Source organism: Micromonospora sp. CA-249363, from assembly GCF_050950185.1.
Lineage (GTDB): Bacteria > Actinomycetota > Actinomycetes > Mycobacteriales > Micromonosporaceae > Micromonospora.
The window spans coordinates 3,009,932-3,036,093 of the sequence record NZ_CP192020.1; the positions used below are offsets into that span (position 1 = coordinate 3,009,932).

Annotated in this window: 22 protein-coding genes; 13 read left to right on the plus strand and 9 right to left on the minus strand. The window is 73.2% G+C overall.

The window, feature by feature from the left end; all coding sequences use genetic code 11:
• Nucleotides 1-4: 4 nt before the first annotated feature.
• Together ACQPZK_RS13820 and ACQPZK_RS13825 are read right to left on the minus strand one after the other, a co-directional pair.
• Complete coding sequence (locus ACQPZK_RS13820; protein ID WP_433539201.1) at nucleotides 5-994, minus strand: S66 peptidase family protein; 990 nt, start codon at nucleotides 992-994, stop codon at nucleotides 5-7.
• Between the two features lie 191 nt (nucleotides 995-1,185).
• Nucleotides 1,186-2,664, minus strand: coding sequence for a glutamate--cysteine ligase (locus ACQPZK_RS13825; protein ID WP_433539202.1), 1,479 nt, complete (start codon nucleotides 2,662-2,664; stop codon nucleotides 1,186-1,188).
• 163 nt (nucleotides 2,665-2,827) lie between these two features.
• Between ACQPZK_RS13825 and ACQPZK_RS13830 the strand changes: the two genes are divergently transcribed.
• On the plus strand, nucleotides 2,828-3,166 hold the full coding sequence (locus tag ACQPZK_RS13830) for a DUF3817 domain-containing protein (protein WP_433538683.1): 339 nt from the start codon (nucleotides 2,828-2,830) through the stop codon (nucleotides 3,164-3,166).
• A 7-nt stretch (nucleotides 3,167-3,173) separates the two neighbouring features.
• Here ACQPZK_RS13830 and ACQPZK_RS13835 read toward each other — a convergent pair whose 3' ends face one another.
• Nucleotides 3,174-3,722: a hypothetical protein gene (locus ACQPZK_RS13835; RefSeq protein ID WP_433539203.1), complete on the minus strand. Its 549-nt coding sequence runs from the start codon at nucleotides 3,720-3,722 to the stop codon at nucleotides 3,174-3,176.
• 142 nt (nucleotides 3,723-3,864) lie between these two features.
• On the opposite strand from ACQPZK_RS13835, the gene ACQPZK_RS13840 reads away from it, so the two are divergent.
• The 3 genes from ACQPZK_RS13840 to ACQPZK_RS13850 are packed head-to-tail and all read left to right on the plus strand — an operon-like array spanning nucleotide 3,865 to nucleotide 7,910.
• Nucleotides 3,865-4,989 carry a Vms1/Ankzf1 family peptidyl-tRNA hydrolase gene (locus ACQPZK_RS13840; RefSeq protein ID WP_433538684.1) on the plus strand — a complete coding sequence of 375 codons (1,125 nt, stop codon included), beginning with the start codon at nucleotides 3,865-3,867 and terminating at the stop codon, nucleotides 4,987-4,989.
• Nucleotides 4,982-6,736, plus strand: a complete 1,755-nt coding sequence (locus tag ACQPZK_RS13845) for a thiamine pyrophosphate-binding protein (protein ID WP_433538685.1) — start codon at nucleotides 4,982-4,984, stop codon at nucleotides 6,734-6,736. Before ACQPZK_RS13840 ends, ACQPZK_RS13845 begins: the two co-directional genes overlap by 8 nt.
• A gap of 49 nt (nucleotides 6,737-6,785) precedes the next feature.
• Complete coding sequence (locus tag ACQPZK_RS13850; protein ID WP_433538686.1) at nucleotides 6,786-7,910, plus strand: iron-containing redox enzyme family protein; 1,125 nt, start codon at nucleotides 6,786-6,788, stop codon at nucleotides 7,908-7,910.
• 228 nt (nucleotides 7,911-8,138) lie between these two features.
• On the opposite strand, the gene ACQPZK_RS13855 is transcribed toward ACQPZK_RS13850, so the two are convergent.
• A complete protein-coding gene (locus ACQPZK_RS13855; protein WP_433538687.1) occupies nucleotides 8,139-8,369 on the minus strand; it encodes a CDGSH iron-sulfur domain-containing protein in 231 nt (76 codons plus the stop codon).
• Between the two features lie 176 nt (nucleotides 8,370-8,545).
• Between ACQPZK_RS13855 and ACQPZK_RS13860 the strand changes: the two genes are divergently transcribed.
• Together ACQPZK_RS13860 and ACQPZK_RS13865 are read left to right on the plus strand one after the other, a co-directional pair.
• Nucleotides 8,546-9,958 carry a hypothetical protein gene (locus tag ACQPZK_RS13860; protein WP_433538688.1) on the plus strand — a complete coding sequence of 471 codons (1,413 nt, stop codon included), beginning with the start codon at nucleotides 8,546-8,548 and terminating at the stop codon, nucleotides 9,956-9,958.
• Between the two features lie 222 nt (nucleotides 9,959-10,180).
• Entirely contained in the window at nucleotides 10,181-11,323 is a 1,143-nt protein-coding gene (locus ACQPZK_RS13865; RefSeq protein WP_355052419.1) for a SigB/SigF/SigG family RNA polymerase sigma factor, read from the plus strand.
• A 65-nt stretch (nucleotides 11,324-11,388) separates the two neighbouring features.
• On the opposite strand, the gene ctaD is transcribed toward ACQPZK_RS13865, so the two are convergent.
• From ctaD to ACQPZK_RS13890, 5 genes are all read right to left on the minus strand, one after another.
• Nucleotides 11,389-13,380, minus strand: a complete 1,992-nt coding sequence (gene ctaD / locus ACQPZK_RS13870) for an aa3-type cytochrome oxidase subunit I (RefSeq protein WP_433538689.1) — start codon at nucleotides 13,378-13,380, stop codon at nucleotides 11,389-11,391.
• A gap of 124 nt (nucleotides 13,381-13,504) precedes the next feature.
• Entirely contained in the window at nucleotides 13,505-14,233 is a 729-nt protein-coding gene (locus ACQPZK_RS13875) for an STAS domain-containing protein (RefSeq protein ID WP_433538690.1), read from the minus strand.
• A gap of 93 nt (nucleotides 14,234-14,326) precedes the next feature.
• Nucleotides 14,327-14,788: a DUF4383 domain-containing protein gene (locus tag ACQPZK_RS13880; RefSeq protein WP_433538691.1), complete on the minus strand. Its 462-nt coding sequence runs from the start codon at nucleotides 14,786-14,788 to the stop codon at nucleotides 14,327-14,329.
• 85 nt (nucleotides 14,789-14,873) lie between these two features.
• A complete protein-coding gene (locus ACQPZK_RS13885; RefSeq protein ID WP_433538692.1) occupies nucleotides 14,874-16,031 on the minus strand; it encodes a glycosyltransferase in 1,158 nt (385 codons plus the stop codon).
• Nucleotides 16,032-16,080: 49 nt separating this feature from the next.
• Entirely contained in the window at nucleotides 16,081-17,067 is a 987-nt protein-coding gene (locus ACQPZK_RS13890) for a glucosyl-3-phosphoglycerate synthase (protein ID WP_433539204.1), read from the minus strand.
• Nucleotides 17,068-17,287: 220 nt separating this feature from the next.
• Here ACQPZK_RS13890 and ACQPZK_RS13895 point away from each other — a divergent pair, with 220 nt between their 5' ends.
• From ACQPZK_RS13895 to ACQPZK_RS13925, 7 genes are all read left to right on the plus strand, one after another.
• Complete coding sequence (locus tag ACQPZK_RS13895; protein WP_433538693.1) at nucleotides 17,288-18,298, plus strand: Gfo/Idh/MocA family protein; 1,011 nt, start codon at nucleotides 17,288-17,290, stop codon at nucleotides 18,296-18,298.
• Entirely contained in the window at nucleotides 18,291-19,379 is a 1,089-nt protein-coding gene (locus tag ACQPZK_RS13900) for a zinc-binding dehydrogenase (protein ID WP_433538694.1), read from the plus strand. The genes ACQPZK_RS13895 and ACQPZK_RS13900 overlap by 8 nt, the downstream gene beginning before the upstream one ends.
• Before the next feature lie 42 nt (nucleotides 19,380-19,421).
• Nucleotides 19,422-21,188 carry an ABC transporter ATP-binding protein gene (locus ACQPZK_RS13905; protein WP_433538695.1) on the plus strand — a complete coding sequence of 589 codons (1,767 nt, stop codon included), beginning with the start codon at nucleotides 19,422-19,424 and terminating at the stop codon, nucleotides 21,186-21,188.
• A 77-nt stretch (nucleotides 21,189-21,265) separates the two neighbouring features.
• On the plus strand, nucleotides 21,266-23,557 hold the full coding sequence (gene secA2 / locus ACQPZK_RS13910; RefSeq protein WP_433538696.1) for an accessory Sec system translocase SecA2: 2,292 nt from the start codon (nucleotides 21,266-21,268) through the stop codon (nucleotides 23,555-23,557).
• A 178-nt stretch (nucleotides 23,558-23,735) separates the two neighbouring features.
• Nucleotides 23,736-24,476, plus strand: coding sequence for a GAF and ANTAR domain-containing protein (locus ACQPZK_RS13915; RefSeq protein WP_433539205.1), 741 nt, complete (start codon nucleotides 23,736-23,738; stop codon nucleotides 24,474-24,476).
• 128 nt (nucleotides 24,477-24,604) lie between these two features.
• On the plus strand, nucleotides 24,605-25,096 hold the full coding sequence (locus ACQPZK_RS13920; RefSeq protein ID WP_357122045.1) for a DUF2231 domain-containing protein: 492 nt from the start codon (nucleotides 24,605-24,607) through the stop codon (nucleotides 25,094-25,096).
• Nucleotides 25,097-25,269: 173 nt separating this feature from the next.
• Nucleotides 25,270-26,028, plus strand: coding sequence for a class I SAM-dependent methyltransferase (locus ACQPZK_RS13925; RefSeq protein WP_433538697.1), 759 nt, complete (start codon nucleotides 25,270-25,272; stop codon nucleotides 26,026-26,028).
• Nucleotides 26,029-26,162 lie beyond the last annotated feature (134 nt).

A 26,162-nucleotide genomic window follows, 5' to 3' on the forward strand; every position in this document is an offset into this window, starting at 1 on the left:
GCTCTCAGCGGGCGCGGACCCCGGCTTCCACGGTCAGGGTCCCCGCCTCGGCGTCGATCGTCGCCCGCGCGCCGAGCGGGACGGTGAGCTGGCCGTTGCCGTGCCCCAGGCGTAGCCCGCCCAGGACGGGCACGCCCAGGTCGTACAGGCGGTCCTTGAGCACCGCCGCCGCGTCCCACTGGTCGGCGCCGCCGACGCTGTTGGTGATCTGACCGACGACCACCCCGGCGACCCGGGACAGCACGCCCACCCGGCGCAGTTCGGTCAGCATCCGGTCGATGCTGTACGGCGCCTCGTCCACGTCCTCGAAGAAGAGGATCGCGTCGTCGAACCGCGGAGCGTCCGCCGCGCCGAGCGACGTGGAGAGCATCGTCAGGGTCCCGCCGAGCAGCGGACCCGACGCCCGCCCCGGCACCACCACCGGGGCGGCCGTCTCGGCCGGGTCCCTGGTGATCGTGACGGGCGCGGTGGTCATCACCGCGCTTCGCAGCGCCTCTGCCGACTCCGGGCCGGTGCGGCTGTCGCTCCAGTTGACCATCGGCCCGTAGAAGGTGACCAGGCCGGTCTCGCGCCAGAGCCGGCCGTGAAGGCTGGTGATGTCGCTGAAACCGACGACCACCCGGGGGTCGCGGCGCACGCCGGCCACGTCGATGTCGTCGACGATCCGCTGGGTGCCGTAACCGCCCCGGGCGGCGAAGACACCGCGTACGCCCGGGTCGTTGAGCGCGGCGTTCAGGTCGGCCAGTCGCTGCGCGTCGGTGCCGGCCAGGTAGCCGTACCTGGCGTAGACGTGCTCGCCCAGCTCCACCTCCAGACCCCAGCTGCGCAGGATCTCGATGCCGCGCGCCATGTTCGTCGGGTTGGGAGTGCCTCCGGGCGAGACGACCCGGACCCGGTCCCCGGGTGCCAGCGCCGGCGCCCGCAGCGCCCGCCGCGTCTTCGGCGGGGGCGCGCTCTGCGCCGCTGCGGGGTCCGCGCGGCCGGCGACCACCATCGCGGCGGCGCTCGCCGCTCCCATGCCGAGCATGCGACGACGCGACAGGGGCGGTCGAGCGGGTGTGCGGGTCGGGGCGGGATCCACGCCGGAACTGGCCACACTTGCCTCCATCGTCATCGACGTGCGAGCCGCCACAGCCTATGACGATGGTCGATGTCGTGGGGGGTCCACAAAGGACAGGCGATGGGTCAGGGGATGGGCCACTCGTGGACCGGCCGGTTGCTGTGCATCAGCTCCACGTAGTGCCGCACCACCTCGCGCAGCGCCTCCGGCCGGTCCAGGTGATCGGCGGACTCCAGCCGGTGCAGCGTCTCCACCTGCCAGGTCGCGCCGTTGCGGTTGGTCAGGCAGCGCTGCTCGATGACGCCCAGCAGCCGATCCCGTTCGGTCGGGTCGAGGCCCCACCGGTCCAGGCCGTGGTGCGCCATCGGCAGCAGCCGGCGCAGCACCAGCTCGGTGACCGGCAGGTAGCCGAGGCCGGGCCAGAACACCTGCGCGTCGATGCCGTGCCGGGCGCAGTTGGTGAAGTTCTCCTCGGCGGCGCTGAACGACATCTGCGACCACAGTGGGCGGTCCGACTCGGCCAGGGCCCGGACCAGTCCGAAGTAGAAGGCGCCGTTGGCGATGGTGTCCAGCACCGTCGGCCCGGCCGGCAGCACCCGGTTCTCCACGCGCAGGTGCGGCCGGCCCCGCGACACGTCGTACACCGGGCGGTTCCAGCGGTAGATGGTGCCGTTGTGCAGCCGCAGCTCGGCGAGGTTGGGCACCTCGCCGGCCGCCAGGGTCTGCGCCGGGTCCTGCGGGTCGCACACCGGCAGCAACGCCGGGAAGTAACGGACGTTCTCCTCGAACAGGTCGAAGACGCTGGTGATCCAGCGTTCGCCGAACCAGACTCTGGGGCGTACCCCCTGGGCTTTTATCTCTTCCGGCCGGGTGTCGGTGGCCTGCTGGAACAGCGGGATGCGGGTCTCGCGCCACAGTTCCCGGCCGAACAGCAGCGGCGCGTTCGCGCCGAGCGCCACCTGGATGCCGGCGACCACCTGGGCGGCGTTCCAGTAGTCGGCGAACTGCGCGGGGCTGACCTGAAGATGGAACTGGGTGCTGGTGCAGGCCGCCTCCGGGGTGATCGTGTCGGCGGTGACCGCCAGCCGCTCCACCCCGGAGATGGCGATCGGCAGGTCCTCGCCGCGCGCCGCGAAGATCTGCTCGTTGAGCAGCTTGTAGCGCGGGTTGGCCGACAGGGTCTCGGCGGTCAGGTGCTCGGGACGCAACGTCGGCAGGATGCCGATCATGACCATGTGCGCGCCGACCGTGCGGGCCTTCTGCTCGGCGGCGTTCAGGCTGGCCCGCACGTGCTCCTCGAAGTCGAGGGTCCCGGTGCCGGTCAGCCGACGCGGCGGCACGTTGATCTCGATGTTGAACTGGCCCAGCTCCGTCTGGAAACTCGGGTCCTCGATGGCCGCCAGAGCGTCGGCGTTGCGCATGGCCGGATTCGACACCTCGTCCACGAGGTTCAGCTCGATCTCCAGCCCCGTCATCGGCCGGTCGATGTCGAACCGCGACTCCCGCAGCATCTCGGCGAAGACATCCAGGCAGTTCCGCACCTTTTCCCGGTAACGGGCCCGATCCTCCCGACTGAAGGTCCGTACGCCGACGTCCTCGCCCATGGTCACCGCCCTGTCACCGCTGGTTCCCCCTAACCTCGCACGCGGCCGTGCGAGCGGGGAAGACCCGAGGGTTCTTTCCTACCCAGTGGCGGGCCCCGTGACCCCTGTCGCACGCTGTGTGGTCGGCGGGAGCGCGAACGGGCGGCACCGCTAGCATTGCCGGATGCGCGAGAAGGTGACCCGGCTGTTCGTCGTGGCGGCGATTGCCGAGGCCTGCTCCTGGCTGGCCCTGCTGGCCGGCATGGCCGTCAAGTACGGTCCGCCCGACAACGAGCTGGGCGTCAAGATCTTCGGCCCGATCCACGGCGGCCTGTTCATCGCGTACGGGTTGCTGGTGCTCGCGGTGGCGCGGCTGCGCCGCTGGAGCCTGCCGGTGACCGTCGTGGCGCTGGCGTGCGCCGTGCCGCCGTTCGCCACCCTGATCTTCGAACGCTGGGCACACCGCCGGGGCATGCTCGGCGCCGCCGACCAGCCGACCCGCGAGCCCACGCCGGTCGGCTGAGCCCCGCTCAGGTCAGCGCGGAACAGGCCACGACACCGGCCAGCAGCAGAACGCCGATCGTCGCCTGCAACAGCAGCGGCGGCCCCAGGTGTGACCAGAGCGTCGCGGTACGCGGGGTGAGCAACTGCCCGGTGGTCAGGTTGACGATCCGCTCGATCCGCGGCGGCAGCTCCGGGTCGCGCTGTGGGCGCAGGGTGAGCTGCACCTGGTCGGCCGGATGCAGGGCGCTCTGCGGCAGGTGCCCGTGCAGCTCGACCTCGCAGAGCTGACCGGCGGTGTTCCGCAGGCGGACCGGGGTGACCAGGTACTCCGGGCCCTGCTTCAGCTCCTTCCAGCGCCGGCGGGCGCCACCGCCGCCGAAGGAGAACAGCGTGCGCAGCAGCAGGGCCGGCAGCCGGGCGAACGCGGCAGCGGCGAGCACCGCGACCAGCACCGGTTGGCCGACGCGTATCTCGCGGGTGTAGCCGTCGAGCAGGCGGACCAGCCGTCCGGTGACGATCCGCTCCGTCGGGTGCACGATCCGCCGGGTATCGAGTCCGCTGTCCATGTCCACCACCGAGAGTCCGCTTGTGTTCACTGATCGTATCGATGTCCCCGGTTGAACGACGTGAATGAAACCTGGTCACGGGCTCACGCCCGCGAGGTGACATCCCGGGCGGGGAGGGTAAGCGGGCGGTCGAGCTGGAAAGGGGTCGAGCATGCAGCTGTCCTTCCTGCGCCCGCTCTACGACCGACCCGGGCCGTGGTGCTCGGTGTACCTGGACGCCTCGGCGGACACCGAGGACGCCCACCCGGCGCTGGACCTGCGCTGGCGCGCCCTGGAACGCCGCCTGGCCGAACAGGGGGCGGACGAGGCGAGCGTCGCCGCGCTGGACCGGGTGGTCCGGGGTCACGACCCGATGGTCGGGGACTACGGCCTGGCCGTCTTCGCCAGCCACGGCCGGGTGGTGCTCTCCGAGTACCTGTCCGCGCCGCCGCTGCGCGACCTGGCGAGTTTCGGGCCGTTGCCGCACGTCATGCCGCTGCTCGCCCAGCGCGGCGAACAGGTGGCGTGGGTTCGGGTGGTGGCCGACCGTACCGGGGGCGACGCCGTCGCGGTCAGCGCGGGCGGGGTACCCCGACGGGCGCACGTCGCCGGCCGGGAGAGCTTCCCCCTGCGTCGGGTCCAGCCTGGCGGCTGGTCGCAGTCGCGCTACCAGCGGGCCGCCATGGAGGCGTGGCACCAGAACGCCGGCGACGTCACCGCCGCGACCGTGGAGCTGGCCGACCGCGTTGGCGCGGACGTCGTGGTGGTGGCCGGTGACGTCCGGGCCACCGGGATGATCGCCGCGCAGATGCCGCCGCGCTGGCAGGACCTGGTCGTCCGCACGGACGCGGGCTCCCGGGCCGGCGGCGCCGACCAGAGCATGCTGGACGACCTCACGGTGCAGACCATCGCCGAGGTCGCCGACCAGCGGATCACCGCCGCGCTGGACAAGTTCGGCGTGCAGGAGGACGTCGGCGCCGGTCTCGACGCGGTCGTGTCGGCCCTGCAACGCAACCAGGTCGACACGATGATCATCGTCGACGACCCGTCGGCCAACGGCGAGCTGTGGATCGGCCCCGAGCCCACCGAGATCGCCGTCGACCCGTCCCAGTTGAGCGCGATGTCGGTCGACGACCCGCAGCGGGTACGCGCCGACGCGGCGCTGGTCCGGGCGCTGGTCGGCACCGACGCGGCGTTGACGGTGCTCGGCGCGGACGAGGCGCCCCAGCTCACCGACGGCGTCGGGGCGGTGCTGCGCTACGTCGACGAAGGCACCCCGGGGCGCGGCAATGGTTGAGCGCCGCGTGGCGGACCTGGTGGTCGAGCGCATGCGGGCCTGGCGGGTCCCGCGCGCCTTCGGCTACCCCGGAGCGGCGATCGCACCGCTGGTCGAGGCGCTGGAACGTGCCGGGGGCGACCCGGCGTTCATCCCGGCCCGGCACGAGGAGACCGCCTCGTTCATGGCCACCGGGCACGCCAAGTTCACCGGCGGGATCGGCGTCTGCCTGGCCACCCAGGGACCGAGCGCGGTGCAACTGCTCAACGGCCTGTACGACGCCAAGCTCGACAGCAAGCCGGTCGTGGCGATCGTCGGCGAGGACGTCACCGGGCCGCTGGGCGGCGCGCACCAGCAGATCGGGTTGAGCCGGCTGTTCGGCGACGTGTGCAACCAGTTCGTCCAGTACGGCCGCAGCCCCGCGTCCGTACCCGTGCTGCTGGACCAGGCGTTCCGCACCGCGGCGGCGACGCGGAGCCCGACCTGCGTGGTGCTGCCGCGGCACCTCCAGGAGGCCCTGGTGCCGGACCTCGGGACGCACGCGGCGGGCGTGATCACGGCGACCCCCGGTGAGCCGCTGGCCCGGGTGCTGCCGCACGAGGTGGACCTCGACGCCGCCGCGCAGGTGCTCGGCAACGGCCAGCGCACCGCGATCCTGGTCGGCCAGGGTGGCCGGGGCGCCGCCGCCGAGATCGTCGAGCTGGCCGACCGCCTCGGCGCCGGGGTGGCGACGTCGCTGCTGGGCAAGCCGATCCTGGACGAGCGCCTGCCCTTCCACGCCGGTGTGCTCGGAGAGGTCGGCACGCCGGCCGCGGCCGAGCTGATGGGCGGCTGTGACACGCTGCTGCTGGTCGGCACGAACGACCCGTGGACCGACTACTTCCCGATGCCCGACCAGGCCCGCACCGTGCAGATCGACATTGACGGCACCCGGATCGGCAGCCGTTACCCGGCCGACGTGCCGCTGGTCGGTGACGCCACCGAGACGCTGCGGGCGCTGCTCGAACGGGTGCCCGCCCGGCCGCACCAACAGTGGCGGTCGACGGTGGAGAGCACCGTCGACCGCTGGCGCGCGACCGCCGCCGACCGGGCCGCCGCGCCGGCCGAACCGATCAACCCGCAGCTCGTGCTCCAGGAACTCTCCACGCGGGTGCCGCATGCCGGGTCGGTGGCGGTCGACGTCGGCTCGGTCCTCTACTGGTACGCCCGGCACCTCGTTCTGCCGCCCGGGGTGAACGCGCAACTGTGCGGCACCCTCGGCTCGATGGGCTGCGCCCTGCCGTACGCGGTGGCCGCCAAGCTCGCGGCGCCCGATGCGCCGGTGGTCGCGCTGCTCGGCGACGGCGCCATGCAACTCAACGGTCTCGCCGAGCTGATCACCGTGTCGCATCACTGGCAGAACTGGGCCGACCCACGGTTGGTGGTGCTCGTGCTCAACAACCGCGACCACAACGGCATGGGCGGTGGACGGGAGCCGTCGGCGGACCCGATGCGCCGCCGCCCCGACGTCCCGTACGCGGGCTGGGCCCGGCTGCTCGGCCTGCACGGCGTCCGGGTGGACCGTCCGGAGCTGGTCGGCGCGGCCTGGGACGAGGCGCTCGCCGCGGACCGGCCCTGCGTCCTGGAGGCCGTGGTCGACCCGACGGTCTCGTTGGCGCCCCCGGAACCGGCCTTCGCCGACCTGCGTGGCCTGTACGCCGACGGCGAGCCGGCCCGGCGCGTCCGCGAGCAGGTGGAGCAGGCCGTGGCCGTCGAGGATCTCGTTTAGGCGCATCCCACCAGGGCATCAGTAGCGGCCCGACGACGCTGGAGGTCCCATGCCGGAGCCCGCCGACCGCCGCTATGGTCCCGCGCACCTGCCGCAGCCGCGCGGCCCGCTGTCGACGGCGCTGACCGACGCGCTGCGCCGCGCGCCGCACGACCTGCCGGCGGACCTCGGCGTCGACCTCGATCCGGCGGACCCGCTGACCGACGAGGACCTGCAACTGACGCTGTTCCTCTGCTACGAGCTGCACTACCGGGGCTGGCGGGGCGTCGACGAGGGCTGGGAGTGGCAGCCCACCCTGCTGGCCCTGCGGGCCCGCGCCGAACGCCCCTTCGAGGCGGCGCTGCGCCGGCTGACCGGCGTACCGGCGGTGCCGGCTGACGGCGTCGCCGCCGGGCTGGCCGAGCTGGTCGCGGCCGACGACGGGCCGTCGCTGGCCGCCGCGCTGCAACGGCGTGCCGACCTCACCCAGTTCCGCGAGTTCGTCGCCCACCGCTCGGTCTACCACCTGCGCGAGGCGGACCCGCACAGCTGGGCGTTGCCGCGCCTCGGCGGCCCCGCCAAGGCCGCCCTCGTGGAGATCCAGACCGACGAGTACGGCAACGGTCGGCTGGACCGGATGCACGCCGAGCTGTTCCGCCGCACCCTCGACCGGCTGGGCCTGGACACCGACTACGGCGCTCACCTGGACGTGGTGCCCGCCGTGACATTGGCGACCAACAACCTGATGTCCCTGTTCGGGCTGCACCGACGGCTGCGCGGGGCGCTGCTCGGGCACCTGGCGGCCTTCGAGATGACCTCGTCGCTGCCGAACCGTCGCTACGGCAACGGGCTGCGCCGCCTCGGCCTGGACGAGGTGGCCACCCGCTTCTACGACGAGCACGTGGAGGCGGACGCGGTGCACGAGCAGATCGCCGCCCACGACCTGTGCGGCGGCCTGGTGCGGACCGAGCCGGCGCTCGCCCCGGACGTGCTCTTCGGCGCGGCGGCGGCGCTCGCGGTGGACCGGCTCTTCGCGGCGCACCTGCTGGACAGTTGGGCGGCCGGTCGCAGCTCGCTGCGGTCACCGGCCCCGCCGTCCCCGCCGACTCCGCCGCCCACCGTCCCGCTCGTCGGGTCGAGCGTGGTGCCCGCTGCGGATCCGGTGGCTGCCCGGGAGCCGATCGCGCTCGTCTGACCCTGACGCCCTTTACAGCCGCCGCCGAACGGCCGGGGGTCCGCCCGGTGCTCGTGCGTCCTTTGCTCTGCTTCAACGGAGGCGACAGTGACGGCCCGTCCGTGTTGCCTCCGTTGAAGCAGAGCAAAGGGAGCGAGCGAGCCTGGTGGGGCCTCGGCGCGGAGGCCGCTGTGCGAATCGTGGGCCGGTGGACTCTGCCGCGCTCGTGGCGGGGGCGACGGCGTCGGCTCACCCCTCGCGGGTGGTGCCCGCCCGGAACTTGATCGCCTTGTGGGTGCCGTCGCAGAACGGCTTGAGCGCCGACTTGCCGCAGCGGCACAGCGCCACGGTGCCCCGGCGGGCGTCGATCCGCTCGCCGTCCGGGGTCACCAGCGCGAAGTCGCCGCGGACGAGCAGCGGGCCGTCCTCGTACGGGGTGATCGTGGCGGCGGCGGGCTCGCTGGTGTCGTCGGTGCGCATGGGCCCCGATGTGCCCGCCCAAGCCCCGGTGAAACCTGCGCGGCCGATCGCCGACGATGACCGGCGCCACCCGCTGACCAGCGGATTGTGGCCGCCGGGTGGGTGATGCCCCGTTTGAACCCCATCGGGACGGGAAGCCGGGCCGCGTGGTGAGCGAACGAGGCAAGGTGGGGCCGGTGCACAAGGTGCACAAGGGGCTCACGGCCGATGGCGCCGGTCTGGCCGGCGACCGGGTCGTGGCCCAGGGCAGCGCCGCCCGGGTGCTGGTCGCCGCCACCGCCCGGGCGCTGCGCGGCGCGGACTGCGCCGACCTCGGGCACACCGGGCCGATCTCGCGATTCCCGACGGCGCCCGAGCCGGTACGCCGGGCCGCGGCGACCCGGGCCGCCGGGCGGGTCGCCCTCACCGTCGACCAGGTCGGTGAGGTGGACGCGGCCCGGGTGGCCCGCTGGTTCGTCGACCAGTACCCGCGCCGCACCTATCCCGGAGCGCTCATCGGGTCGCCGCACGGCGCGGCCGCCCACCTCGCGGTCGCTCTCGGCGTGCCGTGGCTGCCCGCCGGCTTCGAGATGACCGCGCACTGGAGCGACGGGGCCGTGGACCGTCCCCGGGAGGCGCTGGCGCACGGGGGCGCGCTCGCCGAGCGGCTGCTCGGCGGCAACCCCGACGTGCACCTGCGTCAGGTGCACTGCCCGGCCAGCCGGGGAACCCTGACCGGCGTCACCGTGTCGCTGACCGCCCGCTGGCGGTCGCTGCCGGCCGCGTACGCGCAGTTCCTTACCGACCGGCTCACCGCCGACGCACCGGTGCTGCTGGTGCGGGACGCGCGTACGTGGCCGGTGCTGGAGCGCGGGCCGGGCCACAGCTTCCAGGTCGGTTGTCCGGCGAGCGGACTCGACCCGGTGGACTTCCACCCGGACAGCCACGCCCTGCGGCAGGTTCTGCGGGCGGTGGGCGGTGACGCCGCCCAGTGGGCCCCGCCGGAGGTGTCGGTGCCGTCGGGCGACGCCGAGCACGGCATGGATCCCGGATTCGAGCATGCCGCACGGGACTTCGCGACCCGGCACGGGCATCCGCTGCACCGGGTGCTGGTGCCCCGGCCGGGAGCGTTGAGCGCCGGTGTGGCCGACCTCTACCGGCGGTGGTTGCGGGCGGCCGGCAAGACCGGTGACCGGTTGGTGGTGGAATGCGGGCGGCTGCTCGATCCGTGGCAGGTGGTGCGGGCGGGACTGGTGCCGTACTGGTGCGAGAACGCCACCCGCCGCAGCGTGGACGAGGCCGAGTGGTGGCTGGCCGGCAGCGAGGAGTTCAGCTCGGTGGACGTCCTGCCCGAGCCGCCCGGTATGCGCTCGCCCGCCCTGGCCGGGCTTCCGCAGTGGCTGGCGGTCGCGGGCTTCGGCCGGCGGCGCAGGGCGCTGGACCGGACCTCCGCGCGGGGTTATCCGGTGACGTCCGTGCCGACGCGCCGGGCCACCGAGGTCATGCGCGCCCAGCCGTACGACCTGCCGGTCCCGCCCCCGCTGGGGGTCGCCGAGGCCCTGTCGGTGCTCCGTGACACCGGCGGCCACCAGGGGTTGCTCGTCTCTTGAAGGGGAGGACGCCGAAACTTCCTCGCGAACCCGGGGTCCCGTGATTGAGTACCTACGGAGCGGGAACATCGCTGGCTGCGACGACCTGATCGCGCTGCGTAGAGATGTTGTCGCCCGCTGGCATCCCAGTCACTGACCCACTTTCCGGCCCGGTGCGTGGCTCGACCACGCGCACGACCGGTTTCCCGATCCGGGCGGGGGACCTTCCTGAGGGAGGCGCGGATGTTCGGACAGACGAGCACGACCACGACCACACCACCACCCACCGAGCGTGGTCTGGAGGACCTCGACGCGGCGGCGCTGGCGTACGCGGCCCGGATCGAAGGGCTGCCGCCGGAGCGGCGACAGGAGGCGCGGGACGACCTGGTCCGCTTCGCGCTGCCGTTCGCCGGCCGGCTGGCCCGCCGTTACCGGGGGCGGGGCGAGCCGCTGGAGGACCTGGAGCAGGTGGCCCGCCTGGGGCTGGTCAACGCCGTCGACCGGTACGACCCGGAACGGGGTTCGTTCACGGCGTACGCGGCGATCACGATCGTGGGCGAGATCAAGCGCCACTTCCGGGACCGCACCTGGGGCGTGCACGTGCCCCGACGGCTACGCGACCTGATCCTCGAGGTGGGGCAGGCCACCGCGGCGCTGACCAGCGAGTTGTCGCGCGCGCCGTCGGTGGCCGAGCTGTCGGCCCGGCTGGAGACGCCGGAGGAGGAGATCCTCGCGGCGTTGGAGTCGGCGGCCGGCTACAGCCCGGCGTCGTTGAACGCGCCGGTCGGCGGGGAGAGCTCCGCCGAGTTCGGCGACCTGGTCGGCGAGTCGGACAACGCCCTCGAATCGGTCGACGATCGGGTGACGGTGAGCGGCCTGCTGCACCGGCTGCCCTGGCGCGAGCGGCGCATCCTCGCCATGCGCTTCTACGGCAACCAGACCCAGGCGGAGATCGCCGCCCGGTTCGGCATCTCGCAGATGCACGTGTCCCGCCTGCTCTCGCGGGCGCTGACCTGGCTGCGGCAGGCGATGCTCGCCGACGCCCCACCGCCCTGGCAGAACGGCGCCGCCGAACCGGACCCGGGCAAGACCCGCATCTCCGTACGGCAGAACGGCGACCGGGTGGTCGTCGAGGTCGGCGGCGAGGTCGACCGCGACGGGGCGGACCAGCTGCGCCGGGCGATGCTGGAGGCTGTCACCGGCCAGCCGAGCGAGGTCGTCGTCGACCTGGTCGGCGCCGGCGGGTTCGACGCCGGCGGGATCGCCGCGCTGGTGGCGGGTCGGGAGGCGGCGGAGCGCACCGGCGTGCCGTTGCGGCTGACCCGGGTGCAGCCGGCGGTGCGCCGCTCGCTCACCGCCGCCGGGCTTCCGCCCGCCCGGGACTGACCCGCAGACCACCGCAGGGGCCCGACACCGGACAGGTGTCGGGCCCCTTGGGGCGTACCGAGATCTCAGCGCTCCTCGGTCTCGCCGTCGCTGCGCGGATGCCGCCAGCGTTCGTGCGGCCTCGGCGCATCCTGCGCGTCCTGCGGCGCGTCGCTCTCCTCGAAGCTCGGCCGGCGTACGCCCTCGGGGTCGGGCACGTCCACCGGGCGGGCCCCGGACTCGGGCGCCGGGTGGTAGCGGGCCGCCTCCGGGGCGCCGTGCGCGCCCTCGGGGGCGGGCGACTCCGGCGCGTGGTGCTCGAGGTGTATCTCGTCGCCGAACTGCTGGGGCGGCTTCGTGGTGCGCTGCGGCAGATCCCGGCCCAGGTCGGCGACGAGGGGGCCGTACTTCAGGTCGAACGCCGGCCGCTCGGAGCGGATGCGGGGCATCGTGTCGAAGTTTCGCAGCGGTGGCGGGCAGGTCGTGGCCCACTCCAGTGAGTTGCCGAAGCCCCACGGGTCGTCCACCGTGACCATCGCCCCGTACCGCCAGGACTTCCAGGCGTTGTAGATGAAGAAGAGCGTGGACAGGCCGAGGATGAACGCGAAGATGCTGGAGATGGTGTTCAGCGTGGTGAAGCCGTCGGTGGGCAGGTAGTCGGCGTACCGGCGGGGCATGCCCTCGGCGCCCAGCCAGTGGTGCACGAGGAAGGTGCCGTGGAAGCCGATGAACATCGTCCAGAAGTGCGCCTTGCCGAGCCGCTCGTCGAGCAGCCGCCCGGTCATCTTCGGCCACCAGAAGTAGTAGCCGCCGAAGAGCGCGAAGACCACCGTGCCGAACACGACGTAGTGGAAGTGCGCCACCACGAAGTAGCTGTCGTGGGTGTGCCAGTCGACCGGCGGGCTGGCCAGCAGCACCCCGGTGAGGCCGCCGAGGAGGAAGGTCACCAGGAAGCCGATGGCGAACAGCATCGGCGTCTCGAAGGTGAGCTGCCCCTTCCACATGGTGCCGATCCAGTTGAAGAACTTCACTCCGGTGGGCACCGCGATCAGATAGCTCAGGATGCTGAAGAACGGCAGCAGCACCTGCCCGGTGGCGAACATGTGGTGCGCCCACACGGTCATCGAGAGCACGGTGATCGCGATGGTCGCCAGCACGAGACCGGTGTAACCGAAGATCGGCTTGCGGGAGAACACCGGGATGATCTCGGTGATGATGCCGAAGAACGGCAGCGCGATGATGTACACCTCGGGGTGCCCGAAGAACCAGAACAGGTGCTGCCAGAGCATCGGCCCACCGGTGGCGGGGTCGTACACGTGCGCGTTGATCAGCCGGTCGGCCGAGAGGGCCAGCAGCGCGGCGGCCAGCAGCGGGAAGACCAGGATCACCAGCACGCTGGTGAACAGCATGTTCCAGGTGAAGATCGGCATCCGGAACATCGTCATGCCGGGCGCGCGCAGGGTCAGGATCGTGGTGATCAGGTTGACCGCGCCGAGGATCGTGCCCAGGCCGGAGACGACCAGGCCGAGCACCCACATGTTCGCGCCCACGCCGGGGCTGTGGTCGACGTCGCTCAGCGGGCTGTACGCGGTCCAGCCGAAGTCCGCCGAACCGCCCGGCGTGATGAAACCGCCGATCACCATGAGGCCGCCGAACAGGTACAGCCAGTACGCCAGCGCGTTGAGGCGGGGGAACGACACGTCCGGCGCGCCGATCTGGATCGGCACGATGAAGTTGGCGAACCCGAAGGCGGCGGGCGTGGCGAACAGCAGCAGCATCACCGCGCCGTGGGAGGTGAAGAGCTGGTTGTACTGCTCGGAGGAGAGGAACTGCAGGCCCGGTCGGGCCAGCTCGGCGCGCATCACCATCGCCTGCAGGCCGGCCACCAGGAAGAACCCGAAGGAGGTCAGCAGGTACAGCACGCCGATCTGCTTGTGGTCGGTGGTGGCGAGGAACTTGATCAGGGAGTTGCCGGGGACCGGCGTCCGCAGCGACCCGGGAAAGCCCCCGAAGCGGGCCGGTGCCAGGATCGCCGGGCCCCGGTCGCGAACGGGTTCCGTGGTTACCCGCTTGGGCATGGCTGTTCACCCCGTCGTGACGGCGGAAAGGACGGGCGTGCCTACCCGACCCTTGCACCATGTAACCAGGCTTAAGCGGTAATTTCGGTCAGATCGCCGGTACCGCTCGAAGCGCCCCGCGGCCTCAGGCCGCGGGCAACATCGCCCACACGGCCTTGCCCTGACCTGCGGGGACGCTGCCCCAGCGCTGCGCCAGCTCGCGGACCAGCAGGAGCCCGCGGCCACCCTCGGCCCGCAGGTTCAGGCCCGCGGGTTGGGCCGCCGTCGGGCTGCCGTCCACGACGGCCAGATGCAGGTACGGCCGCCGCAGTGTCACCGTCACCTGCATGGGGGTGCCCACGTGCCGGACGACGTTGCCGACCAGCTCGGTGAGCACGAGAGCCGCCGGGCCGGCCGCCTCGGGCAGGTTCCACCGGGCGCACGCGTCGCCGACCAGCTCCCGGGCCCGCCGGCACGCCTCCGCCACCGGCTCGAACCGCGCCCGGATCCGCATCGCTTCCTGCGCGCCGGCCATCCTGGTCGCCTCCGCGCAGTCCTGCGTGACCGGAACCACCCGACACGTCGTCGACTCGGCCAGCCACCGGGCGGCGGCCGGCGGAGGAGCGCAGAGCACCACCGGCACGGCCGGCCACTCCTCGGCCCGCCGGGCCGTCGCCGCGAAGACCGACAGCGCCAGCCGGTCCCGCACGGTCACCCGGGCGAGGTCGACCACCAGCGCCTCGGGCTGGGCGGCCAGGGCGCCGTCCAGCGCCTGGTGCACCGACCGCATGGTGCCCAGGTCCAGGGCGCCGCTGAGCTGGACGACCGCCACCGGTGCGGTGTCGCGCACCTCGCAGGTGATCCGGCTGGCCATCGCGGCGCCCTCGATTCGCTGGTCGGTCGGGATCTGCCCACTACCCGGGGTCCCGCGTCACCAAACCGGACCGATCGGTCAGGGCGACGCGGCTCACGGTCGTCGGGGCCGCGCGGTCAGCAGACCCAGCGCGATCAGGCCGAGGCCCAGGCCGAGGTGCAGCCAACCGTCGCCGGCGTTGACCGGGAGGACGTTCGCGCCCGTGTCGTGGTCCACCGCCAGCCCGTAGAGCCAGAGCACCAGGTAGACCGCCCCGCCGCCGACCAGGAACGTCCGCGCGCCGCTGACCGTCCGCGCCAGCGCCAGGCCGACCACCCCGAACAGCAGGTGTACGAGGTTGTGCAGCACCGACACCTGGAAGACGCCGAACAGGAACGCGCCCGAGGTGTGCCCGGCGAAGCGCAGATTCTCCGTACCGCTGGTGATTCCCGGCACGAAGCCGAGCACACCGACCAGCAGGAACAGCACGGACGCGGCGTTCGCCGCCCGGCGGACCGGCGGCTTGCCGTCGGCCGGGTTCGCCCGGGCCCGGGAGTGCGCCATCGGTCCGACCATCACCGGCTCCCTCGCTACGCGGCAGGCGTGCGGGTGCGCCTACCCGTCGCCGCCGGGGGCAAACGCGCCGACGGCGACGTGCGACTCAGACCGGTTGCAGGCGGGGCGCGGACGCCAGCTCGCGGACCCGCTGGTACAGCTCGACGTAGCGCTGGGCCATCACCGCGGGCGTGAACCGCCGCGCCGCCACCCGGCGGCACTCCTGCGGGTCGAGCAGGTCCGCGGCCAGCACCAGATCGGCCAGCTCGTCCTCCTCGCTGGTGAGCAGGCCGGTGCGGCCGTGCTCGATCAACTCGGGCAGGCAGCCCCGGGCGGTGGCCACCACGGGCGTACCCAGGGCCAGCGACTCGACCACGGCCGTGCCGCCCGGCTCCTCCCAGCGCAGCGGGAACAGCGACGCGCGGGCGCTGGCCAGCAGGTCGTCGCGCTCCTGCCCGGCCACGGTGCCGATCCAGCGGACGAGGTCGCCGTCGACGTGCGGCGCCACCTCGTCGAGGAAGAACCGCACGTCCGGGTTCTGCCGGGCCTCGTCGCCGGCCGCCGCCAGGTCCGCCGGGCGGTGGTACGGCCCCACGGGCCCGGCCAGCACCAGCGGTACGCCGATCCGGTGCGCGAGCCGCACGCCCACGTCCTGCCCCTTGCCCGGGTTGATCCGACCGAGGATGAGCAGGTGCTCGCCCTTGGGCGGGCCGGGTCGACGGTCGGCGTCCACGGCCAGCGGCGTCGACAGGTGCACGTGACCCACCGAGTGCTCCCGCAGGGCCAGCGGCGCCCGGGCCAGCTGCGACGCCGAGACGCCGTTGACCCGGACCCGGTCGCCGCCGTCCAGACTGCCGTACAGCGCGGGGTGCTTGGCCAGGTCCCAGTGCAGGGTGTGCAGCACGGGAGGCCCGGACGGTCCCATCGCCGTGAGCGTGGCCAGGCCCACCGCCTCCACGTGGTCGTGCACCAGGTCGATGTCGTCGCGCGAGTGCAGCTCGCGGACCACCCCGGCCAGGTGCGCCTGTGCGATGCCACAGACCTGGTTGTACGGCCGTTGCAGGGCGCTGAACTGCCCGTCGGGGAAGACCGAGACCTTCTCGTCCACCGGCAGAGCGCTGGACTCCACCGAGGCGAGCACCACGCGCACACCGAGCCGCCGCAGCTCCGGCACCAGGGTCGCGATCACGTTCTCGATGCCCCCGTACCCGGGCGGGGGCACCGACAGCCACGGGCCGGCGTTCATCAGCACGGTGAGGCTCATCGGCGGTCCTTCCGTACGGTGGCGGTGGCCGGCCGCCGGGCCGGGGCGCTCACGCGGCCGCCACCCGTCGTCGGCGGGGGACCCGGTGGCGCAGCTCGGCCAGCGGCGGGCGCTCCTCGATGGACACGTCGCTGACCACGATCTCCCGGTCCAGGTTCGGCAGGGTGTCGGAGCCGCCCCGGCGGAACTGGGTCAGCAGCGCCTCCGGCATCTGGCCGGGGGTCGCCCACCCGCGTCGTTGCAGGCGGGACCACGCGGTCAGCATGATCTGCGCGGACATCCGGCCGAGCGCGGCCGTGTCCTGGTGACGGTGCTTGCGTTCACCCAGGTCGACCTGCGCCAACGCGTCCAGACCGACCAGGTCCAGCAGGTCGATCATCATGGCGGTCTCCACGCCGTACCCGGAGACGAACGGCACCCGCTCCAGCACGTCGCGGCGGCCGGCGTACTCGCCGGCGAGCGGCTGCACGAAACCGGCCAGCTCGGGCCAGAAGAGGTTGAGCAGCGGTCGGGCCATCAGCTCGGTCACCCGCCCGCCGCCGTCCTGTTCCACGGTGGCGGCTCCGACGAGCGGGCGGTGGTAGAAGCCCTTCACGAAGTCCACTGACGGGTCGGTGAGCAGCGGCCCGAGCAGGCCGGTGACGAAGTGCGGGCGGAACTCCCGCAGGTCGGCGTCGACGAACGCCACCACGTCCCCCTCGGCGGCGGCGAGCCCCGCCCAGAGCGCGTCGCCCTTGCCGGTGAGCCGGGGCAGGCCCCGGGTCATCGCGTCCTGACTGACCACCTCCGCGCCGGCGGCGCGGGCCACCTGCGCGGTGCGGTCGGTCGACCGTGAATCCACCACGATCAGCTCGTCGACGAGGGCGACCCGGTCCATCAGGTGCTCCCGGATGGTCGACACGATCGCGCCGACGGTCGCCTCCTCGTTTCGCGCCGGCAGCACCACGCTGACCCGGTTCGCGCCCTTGGCCCGAAGCAGCCGGCGTGCCGGCCAGTCCGCCGCCGACGTGGTCCGGTACGTGGCCCAGGCCTCCACCACCGGTGACACGGTCGTATCCCGCACGGGCACCCCTCCATTCGTGCGTGGAACAAGCAGGGCTGTAGTTCCCACTCGGCGCCACGCGCTAACCGTTCCTCGGGCAACAGCTTGATCACGACGTGGCATCGTCGCGTTCCCGGGGGATGAACGTTTGATTGCGCACACGCCAGGGGACTCCTCCCAGCGGAGCCGAAACGTTCTCGAAAGAGGTTGTCGAATGGTCAACTGCCGGGTGGGCCTGGTCGGTGCCGGCGGGGTGGCGCAGCGTCACGCGCGGGTGTTGTCCGGATTCGACGACGTCGAGCTGGTCGGGGTCACCGACGTGGTTCCGGAGGCGGCGTCCGCCCTGGCCGCGCAACACGACGCGCGGACCTTCGCCGACGTGGCGGAGCTGCTGGCCGCCGGCCCCGACGCGGTGTACGTCTGCGTGCCGCCCTTCGCACACGGCCCCGCCGAGGAAGCGGTGATCGAGGCCGGGGTGCCGATGTTCGTGGAGAAGCCCGTCGCCGTCGACCTGGGCACCGCCGAGCGCATCGCCGACCTCGTCGCCCGACGCGGGCTGCGGACCGCCGTCGGGCACCACTGGCGCTACCTGAGCGTGCTCGACACCGCCCGGGAGCTGCTCGCCGACCGCCCGGTGCGGATGGTCAGCGGCGCCTGGCTGGACAAGGTGCCGCCGGTCGCCTGGTGGTCGCGGCGCGACCGCTCCGGCGGTCCGGTCGTCGAGCAGGCGGCCCACGTCCTGGACCTGATCCGCGTGCTGGCCGGCGAGGTCACCGAGGTCACCGCGTACGGCAACGGCACGCCGCCACCCGTCGAGGGGGCCGACATCGACTCGGTGACCACCGCCACGCTGCGCTTCGCCAGCGGCGCGGTCGGCACGCTCAGCGCCGCCTGCGTCCTGGGTTGGAAGCACCGCGCCGGCCTGGAGATCCTCGCCGACGGGCTGGCCCTGTCGCTGGGCGAGGACGGCCTGCTGATCCGGGACGCCGACGGTGAGCGGCACGTCCCGGCCGATCCGGAGGCCGCCCGGGTGGCGGTGGACCGGGCGTTCGTCGACGCGGTCCGCGGGGTCGGCGACGACGTGCGCGTCCCGTACGCCGAGGCGCTGAACACCCAGCGGCTGGCCCTCGCGGTGGCCGACTCGGCCCGCAGTGGCCGGACGGTTCGGCTCACCACGCCCGCCGGGGCGGTCGTGCCGACGACCGGGGTGACCGTCGATGCGTGATCGGGTCGTCGCGGTCGCCGCGCCCGGTCGGGTCGAGCTGGTGGAGCAGGAGGCCGCCACGCTGCGGCCCGGCACGTTCCGCGTCGAGACGCTGTTCAGCGGCGTCTCCGCCGGCACCGAGCTGAGCTACGTCAAGGGCACCAACCCCTACCTGAACGTCACCTGGAACGCCGACCTCGGGCTCTTCCAACCCGGAGAGGCCAGCACCCCGTACCCGGTCACCCGGCTGGGTTACATGCAGGTCGGTCGGGTGGTGGAGAGCGCCACGCCGGCGGTGGCCGTGGGCGCGGTCGGCGCGATGACGTACGGGCACCGCACCGGCTGGCTGGCCGACCCGGTCGCCGAACGGTTCGTGCCGCTGCCCGACGACCTGGACCCGCTGCTCGGCGTCTACGTCGCGCACATGGGCCCGATCTGCGCGAACGGTCTGCTGCACGCCGCCGCCGACCTGCACGGCGCCGACGTCCGTTCGCTCGGCGACGGCGTACGCGGTCGGCGGGTCGCGGTGGTCGGTGCCGGAGTAGTGGGTCTGTTGACCGCCCTGCTGGCCCGCCGGCACGGCGCGGCCTCGGTGGTGGTGCTCGACCCGACCCCGCAGCGTCGTCGGGTCGCCGAGGCGCTCGGCCTGGAATCGCTCGATCCGGAGACGGACGACCCCGCCGTCGTGCTGAAGACCCGGTGGGCCCACGCCGCCGGCGACCGGGGCGCCGACGTGGTGTTCCAGTGCCGGGGGCAGGCGTGGGCGTTGCACCTGGCCCTGCGGCTGCTGCGCCCCCAGGGCACCGTGATCGACCTGGCCTTCTATCAGGGCGGCGCGGACGCGGTCCGGCTCGGCGAGGAGTTCCACCACAACGGCCTGGCGCTGCGCTGCGCGCAGATCGGACGGGTGCCGCGCGGGCTCGCGCCCACCTGGGACCGGGAACGGCTCTCCGCCGAGACCGTCGACCTGCTGCGGACGTACGGCGACCTCATCCGCAAGCACCTGGTCTCGGCGGTGGTCCCGTTCGACGAGGCGCCCACCCTGCTCACCGACCTGGCCGAGCGCCGCCGTCAGGAGCTCCAGGTGGTCCTGGCCGTCTGAGAAGCCGTCGCGGGGGTGACCTGGCGGGCTACCGTTCGCCCCATGAGCACCCCGACGGACAAGCCGGTCGACAGCCGACCGGTCGGCCTCAGCGCGCTGCTGCCGTACCTGCGCGAGCATCGGGGCACCCTCGTCGTGGTGGGCGTGTTGTCGCTGGCCGGTTCGGCGGCGTCGCTGGCCCAGCCGCTGCTCACCCGGTCGGTGCTCGACCGGATCGGCCGCGAGCATCCGGTCTCGTGGCTGGTGGCGGTGCTGGTGGGGCTCGTGGTGCTCGGCGCGGCGATCGGCGGCCTGCGCGACTACCTGCTGCAACGTACCGCCGAAGGGCTGGTGCTGGGCACGCGGCGACGGCTGGCGGCCCATCTGCTGCGGCTGCCCATCACCGAGTACGACCAGCGGCGCACCGGCGACCTGCTCTCCCGGGTGGGCTCGGACACCACCCTGCTGCGGGCGGTGGTCACGTCCGGGCTGTTCGAGGTGGTCACCGGGGCGGTCATGGTGGTCGGGGCGGGCACCGCGATGGTGCTGCTCGACCCGCTGCTGTTCGGCGTCACCCTGCTCGGGGTGGGCCTCGGGCTGGGCTTCGCGGCGACCTTCGCCCGCCGGGTCCGGGCGTTGGCCCGCGCCGCCCAGGAGCGGGTCGGCGAGATGACCTCGGCGGTGGAGCGGGCCATCTCGGCGGCCCGGACCATCCGGGCCAGCCGGGCCGAGGCGCGGGAGGCGGACACCGTCGCCGGCAGCGCCCGTGAGGCGTACGGGGCGGGGCTGCGGGTGGCCCGGGTGCAGGCGCTGATCGGTCCGATCGGCTCGGTCACCGTGCAGGGGGCGTTCCTGCTCGTGCTCGGCATCGGCGGGGCGCGGGTCGCCGCCGGGGCGATCTCCGTCGGCGACCTGGTCGCCTTCGTCATGTACCTCTTCCTGCTGGCGTTGCCGCTGGGGCAGGTGCTGCGCGCGTACACCCAGCTGCAGTCCGGTCTGGGCGCGTTGCAGCGGATCGAGGAGATCCTGGCCGTGCCGGCGGAGGGCGCGGCGGACCGACCGACGGCCGGGACCGCGACGACGACCCCGCGCCGGCCCGCACCCATGATCGAGTTCGACCGGGTCGGGTTCGGCTACCCGGGCGGCACACCGGTGCTGCACGACGTCAGCTTCGCGGTACCGACCGGCACCCGTACCGCCCTCGTCGGCCCGTCGGGCGCCGGCAAGTCGACGCTGCTGGCCCTGGTCGAGCGCTTCTACGAGGTGAGCGCCGGCGCGGTCCGGGTCGACGGCGTCGACGTCCGCGAGCTGCCCCGCGACGCGCTGCGGGCGCGGCTCGGTTACGTGGAGCAGGAGGCGCCCGTGCTCGCCGGCACGCTGCGCGAGAACCTGCTGATCACCGCCCCCGACGCGACGGACGACCGGCTGCGGGAGGTCCTGGACGAGGTCAACCTCACCCATCTGGTCCAGCGCGCCCCGCAGGGCCTCGACGTGCAGGTGGGGGAGGGCGGGGTGCTGCTCTCCGGGGGTGAGCGGCAGCGGTTGGCCATCGGGCGGGCCCTGCTGGCCGGCCCGCCGGTGCTGCTGCTCGACGAGCCGACCAGCAACCTCGACGCGCGCAACGAGGCCGCGCTGCGCCGCGCCATCGACGCGGTGGCCGTGCGCCGCACCCTGCTGATCGTGGCGCACCGACTCGCCACCGTGGTGGACGCCGACCAGATCGTCGTCCTCGACGGCGGCCGGGTCGTGGCCGTGGGCACCCACGCCGAACTGACCGCCACCGACCCGCTCTACCGGGAGTTGGCCACCCACCAACTGCTGGTCGCCTGACCGCCTCCCCGGCGAGGGCCAACTTGCCGGGCGGCCGGGCCGCCCGTGTCGGTCAGAATCGCGTACCGTTGCCGCTCATGGGTGTGTCGCAACGGTTCAAGAGCAAGTTCCGGCGTTTCCTCCAGCGCCCGGGATCAACCGTGGATCTTGCTCCGCTGGAGAAGCTGCTGCCGGCGATCGCCGCGCGCGAGGACAACCTCGCCGCGCTGGACGACGCCGAGTTGACCGAGGCCGCCGGCACCGCCGTCGGCTACGAGGAGATCTGCGCGGTCGGTCGCGAGGCCGCCCGCCGGGGCCTCGACCAGCGACCGTACGACGTACAGCTGCTCGGCGCGATGGCGCTGCTCTCCGGCAAGGTCGCCGAGATGGCCACCGGTGAGGGCAAGACGCTGACCGCCACCATCGCCGCGTACGGGCACGTCCGGCTGGGCAACGGGCCGGTGCACGTGCTCACCGTCAACGACTACCTGGCCCGCCGTGACGCCCAGTGGATGGAGCCCGTCTACAAGCTGCTCGGCCTGACCGTCGGCTGGGTCAACGAGGCGTCCACCCCCCAGGAGCGGCGCGACGCGTACTCCTGCGACGTCACCTACGTCTCGGTCAGCGAGGCGGGCTTCGACTACCTGCGCGACCAGCTCGTCACCGACGTCGAGGACCGCGTGCAGCCCGTGCTGACCACGGCGATCATCGACGAGGCCGACTCGATCATGATCGACGAGGCCCGGGTGCCGATGGTGCTCGCCGGCGCGGTGCCGGGCGAGCAGGACCCGGTGCACGCCGCCGCCGCGCTGGTGCGCGGCCTGCGCAAGGGCCGGCACTACACGATCGCCGAGGACGGGCGCAGCGTGGCGTTCACCTCCGCCGGCCTGGCCGCCGTCGAGGCCAAGCTCGGCATCGACCTGTACGACGAGGAGCACGTCGAGCAGCTCTCCGCGGTCCACGTGGCGCTGCACGCCCAGACCCTGCTGCACCGTGACGTGGATTACATCGTCCGGGACGGCTCGGTCGAGCTGATCGACGAGATGCGCGGCCGGGTGGCCCAGCGCCGCCGCTGGCCCGACGGGCTCCAGGCGGCGGTCGAGGCCAAGGAGGGGCTGGACGCCACCGCCGAGGGCGAGGTGCTCGGCACCATCGCCGTGCAGGCGTTCATCGCGCTCTACCCGAAGGTGTGCGGCATGACCGCCACCGCAGTGCTGGTCGGCGACCAGTTGCGGGAGTTCTTCGACCTCGAGGTCGCGGTGATCCCCCCGAACACGCCGTGCATCCGCGAGGACGAGCCGGACCGGATCTACGCCACCCGCGCCGAGAAGGACGAGGCGCTGATCGACGAGATCCGCCGCTGCCACGACGCCGGGCGGCCGGTGCTCGTCGGCACCCTGGACGTGAAGGAGTCCGAGGCGCTGGCCGCCGGGCTCAACGCGGCCGGCGTGTCCTGCGTGGTGCTGAACGCCAAGAACGACGACGAGGAAGCGGCGATCATCGCCGAGGCCGGCGCGTACGGCGCGGTGACGGTCTCCACCCAGATGGCCGGCCGGGGCGTCGACATCCGCCTCGGCGGCAGCGACCAGGCCGACCGGGACCGGGTGGCCGAGCTGGGCGGCCTCTACGTGATCGGCAGCGGCCGGCACGACAGCCGCCGCGTCGATGACCAGCTGCGGGGCCGCGCCGGCCGGCAGGGCGACCCGGGTGGCTCGGTCTTCTTCGTCAGCCTGGAGGACGACCTGGTGGTCCGGCACGCCGCCGACGCCGTGCCCCCGTCGCCGCGGATGAACGCGGACGGCCTGGTCACCGACGAGCAGGTCGACTACGCGGTTGAGCACGCCCAGCGGGTCGCCGAGGGCGTCAACCACGAGATCCACCGCAACACCTGGCGCTACAGCGTGGTGATCGAGCAGCAGCGCAAGGCGCTGGCCGCGCGCCGCGAGCGCCTGCTGACCAGCGACGTGGCCGCGTTGATGCTGCTGGACAAGGAGCCCGAGAAGGCCGGCGAGATGGACGAGGACCTGCTCGCCCGGGCAGCCCGGTCGATCGCCCTGTTCCACCTGGACCGGCTCTGGGCCGAGCACCTGGCCGAACTGTCCGAGGTCCGTGAGGGCGTACACCTGCGTGCCCTGGGGCGGCTCGACCCGCTGGACGAGTTCCACCGGGCGGCGGTGCCCGCGTTCAACAACCTCGTCCCGGAGATCGAGGCGCGCACCATCGCCACGTTCAACGAGACCGAAATCGATGAGGATTGGGAGCCCGAGGACGGCACCCTGGTCCGGCCGACCGCCACCTGGACGTACCTCGTCCACGACAACCCGTTCGGCTCCGAGCTCGACCGGCTGATCGCGTCGATCGGGCGGCGGCTCAGCGGCGCGTCGCGCTGACCTGTCTCGCGGGGTCTCTGCCGTACCTCCGGGTAGGGCAGAGACCCCTCCTTGCGCCGTTTCGATCCCGGTTTGCGAGGGTAGTAGGGCGGGTCGGTCAAGTCGGAAGAGAGCAGACGATGGCACACGTGACGACGTCGGCGGGATGGGCGCGAGGGCGTACGAGGGCAGTACGACGGTGAACCTGGACACGCGGGAACCGGTGGTCGAACGACTCGGCGTGCTGGAGACAGCCGCGCTGTTGCGGGAGCTGACCGCCGGCCTGATCGGCTTGACCGATTTCGATGAGGCGCTGCTGGCGTTGGTCCGGGTCACCCCGGACGCGGTTGCCGGCGTGCGTTGGTGCGGGTTCACCGCGCTGCGTGCCGGCGAGCCGGCCAGCCTGGCCGCCTCCGACGATCGTCTGGCCGGCCTCGACGACCTGCGCCACGGACCCGACACACCGGCCATGAGCGCGATCCGACGCCGCGAGATGATCCTCGCGGTCGACCTGACCGGCGAGTCACGCTGGCCGGCCTGGACGCCCCGCGCCCGCGACCTCGGCGTCCGGGGGGTGATCTCCGCGCCGGTGGACATCGACGACCAGGTGATCGGCGCGATCAACCTGTACGCCGCCGCGCCCGACGTGCTCACCCCGCAGCACCAGCTCACCGCGATGCTGCTCGCCGAACACGCCGGTCTGCTGCTGGCCGCCGTCCGGGACCGGGGCCGCCAGCAGGCGCTCGCCGGTGAGCGGGACGCCTCGCTCCTGCACGAGGGTGTCGTCGGCCAGGCGATCGGGGTGATCATGACGCAGCGCGGGTGCCCGGCCGCCGAGGCCCTGGACGTGCTGCGCACCGCCGCCTCCTCGCTGGACATACCGCTGCGCGAGGTGGCCGAACGCCTCGTACGGACGGTCTCGCGTCCCCGCGAGAGCTGACCGACGGCCGGGGCGGCCGGATGCCCGTTCTCCCGACCAACGGCGAGTCGGGCGGCGTCGTTTCACCTCTCAGGCGCTCGGGTAGCAGTCTGGTACCGATGGACTGCGCCTGACCCTGGGGAGGACCGATGCAGAGCCGGCTGCGGGTGCAGGGGCATCCCATCCAACCGATGTTGGTGACGTTCCCGCTCGGGCTCTTCGTCAGCGCCACGGTCTTCGACCTCACCGACGTCGCCGGCGGACCGGTCTTCCTCGGCGAGGTCGGCTACTGGACCGGCGTCGCCGCCCTCTTCGCCGCCGCCATGACGGCGATCGCGGGCATGGTCGACCTGTGGGACGTGCCGGTCGACGGCACCCGCCGTACCGCCATCGCCTTCAACCTGGTGAACGCGGCCATGGCCGGCCTGTTCCTGATCACCAGCCTGGTCCGCGCCCACTCGCCGGATCGCGGCGCGACCGCCGCGATCCTGTTCACCGAACTGGTGGCGCTGGCGGCCGGCGGGGTCGGCGTGTACCTGGGCGCGCGGCTCATGCGCCAGTTCGACGGGGGTCGCGTCGAGACCGGCAGCCTGGACACCCTCGCCGGTGGCACGGTCGAGGTCGTCCGCCCCCGCCCGTGACGGTGGTCCGCGCCGCGGCACTCCCCGTCGCATGGCGTTGATCCACTCGGGTTCGCGGTAGTCGGGGTGTCAGAGGGTTTCCCGGAAACCGAGTCCAGCACCGCACGGAGGCCAGCGCGCGGCCCGCGAAAACTGATTGCCGCTCGGGTGGCGGGCCGGCGAGGCTGATCGTCGTGACTGACGCGCGTACCGCCGAGGAGCTGATCGCGGAGGCCGCCGCCGCGCCCGTCGACGGCTGGGGTTTCGGGTGGCTGGCCGGCCGGGCCACCGAGGAACGTCCACCCTGGGGGTACGCCCGGCGGGTCGGCGAGCGGATGGCACGCGCCCACGCGGCACTGGACGTGGACACCGGCGGGGGCGAAGTGCTGGCCGAGATCCCGTACCCCCCGAAGGTGCTGGTGGCGACCGAGGCGTGGCGGCCGAACGTCCTGGTGGCACGGCGGAACCTGCGCCCGCTCGGCGCGACGGTCGTCGCGGTCGCGCCGGACGCGGCGCTACCCTTCGGCGACGACTCCTTCGACCTGGTGGTGAGCCGGCACCCGGTACGCACCGACTGGGCGGACACCGCCCGGGTGCTGCGCCCCGGCGGGACGTACCTGTCGCAACAGATCGGGCCGGGCACCATGCGGGAGCTCAGCGAGGCGATCCTCGGCCCGCTGCCGCCTCCCGACAGCCGGCACCCCGAGGAGGCGGTCGCGTCCGCCGAGGCGGCGGGCCTACGGGTGGTCGATCTGCGCCGGGCCACGCTGCGCGCGGCGTTCCACGACATCGGCGCGGTGGTCTGGTTCCTCCGCAAGGTGGTCTGGACGGTGCCCGGGTTCACCGTCGACCACCACCGCGAACCCCTACTCGCCCTGCACCGCCGCATCACCGAGCACGGCCCCTTCACAGCCCACGCCCAACGCTTCCTAATAGAAGCAACCCACCCCTAACCCCACCCCCGCCCTCCCTCCCACCCCCGCCCTCCCTCCCGCCCCCGCGCCCCGCGCGCCCCCCCGCCCCGTCGATCTTGCACTTTCTGTTGACGTTATGCCCCCATCGGCACCTTTAGTCGCCACAGAAACTG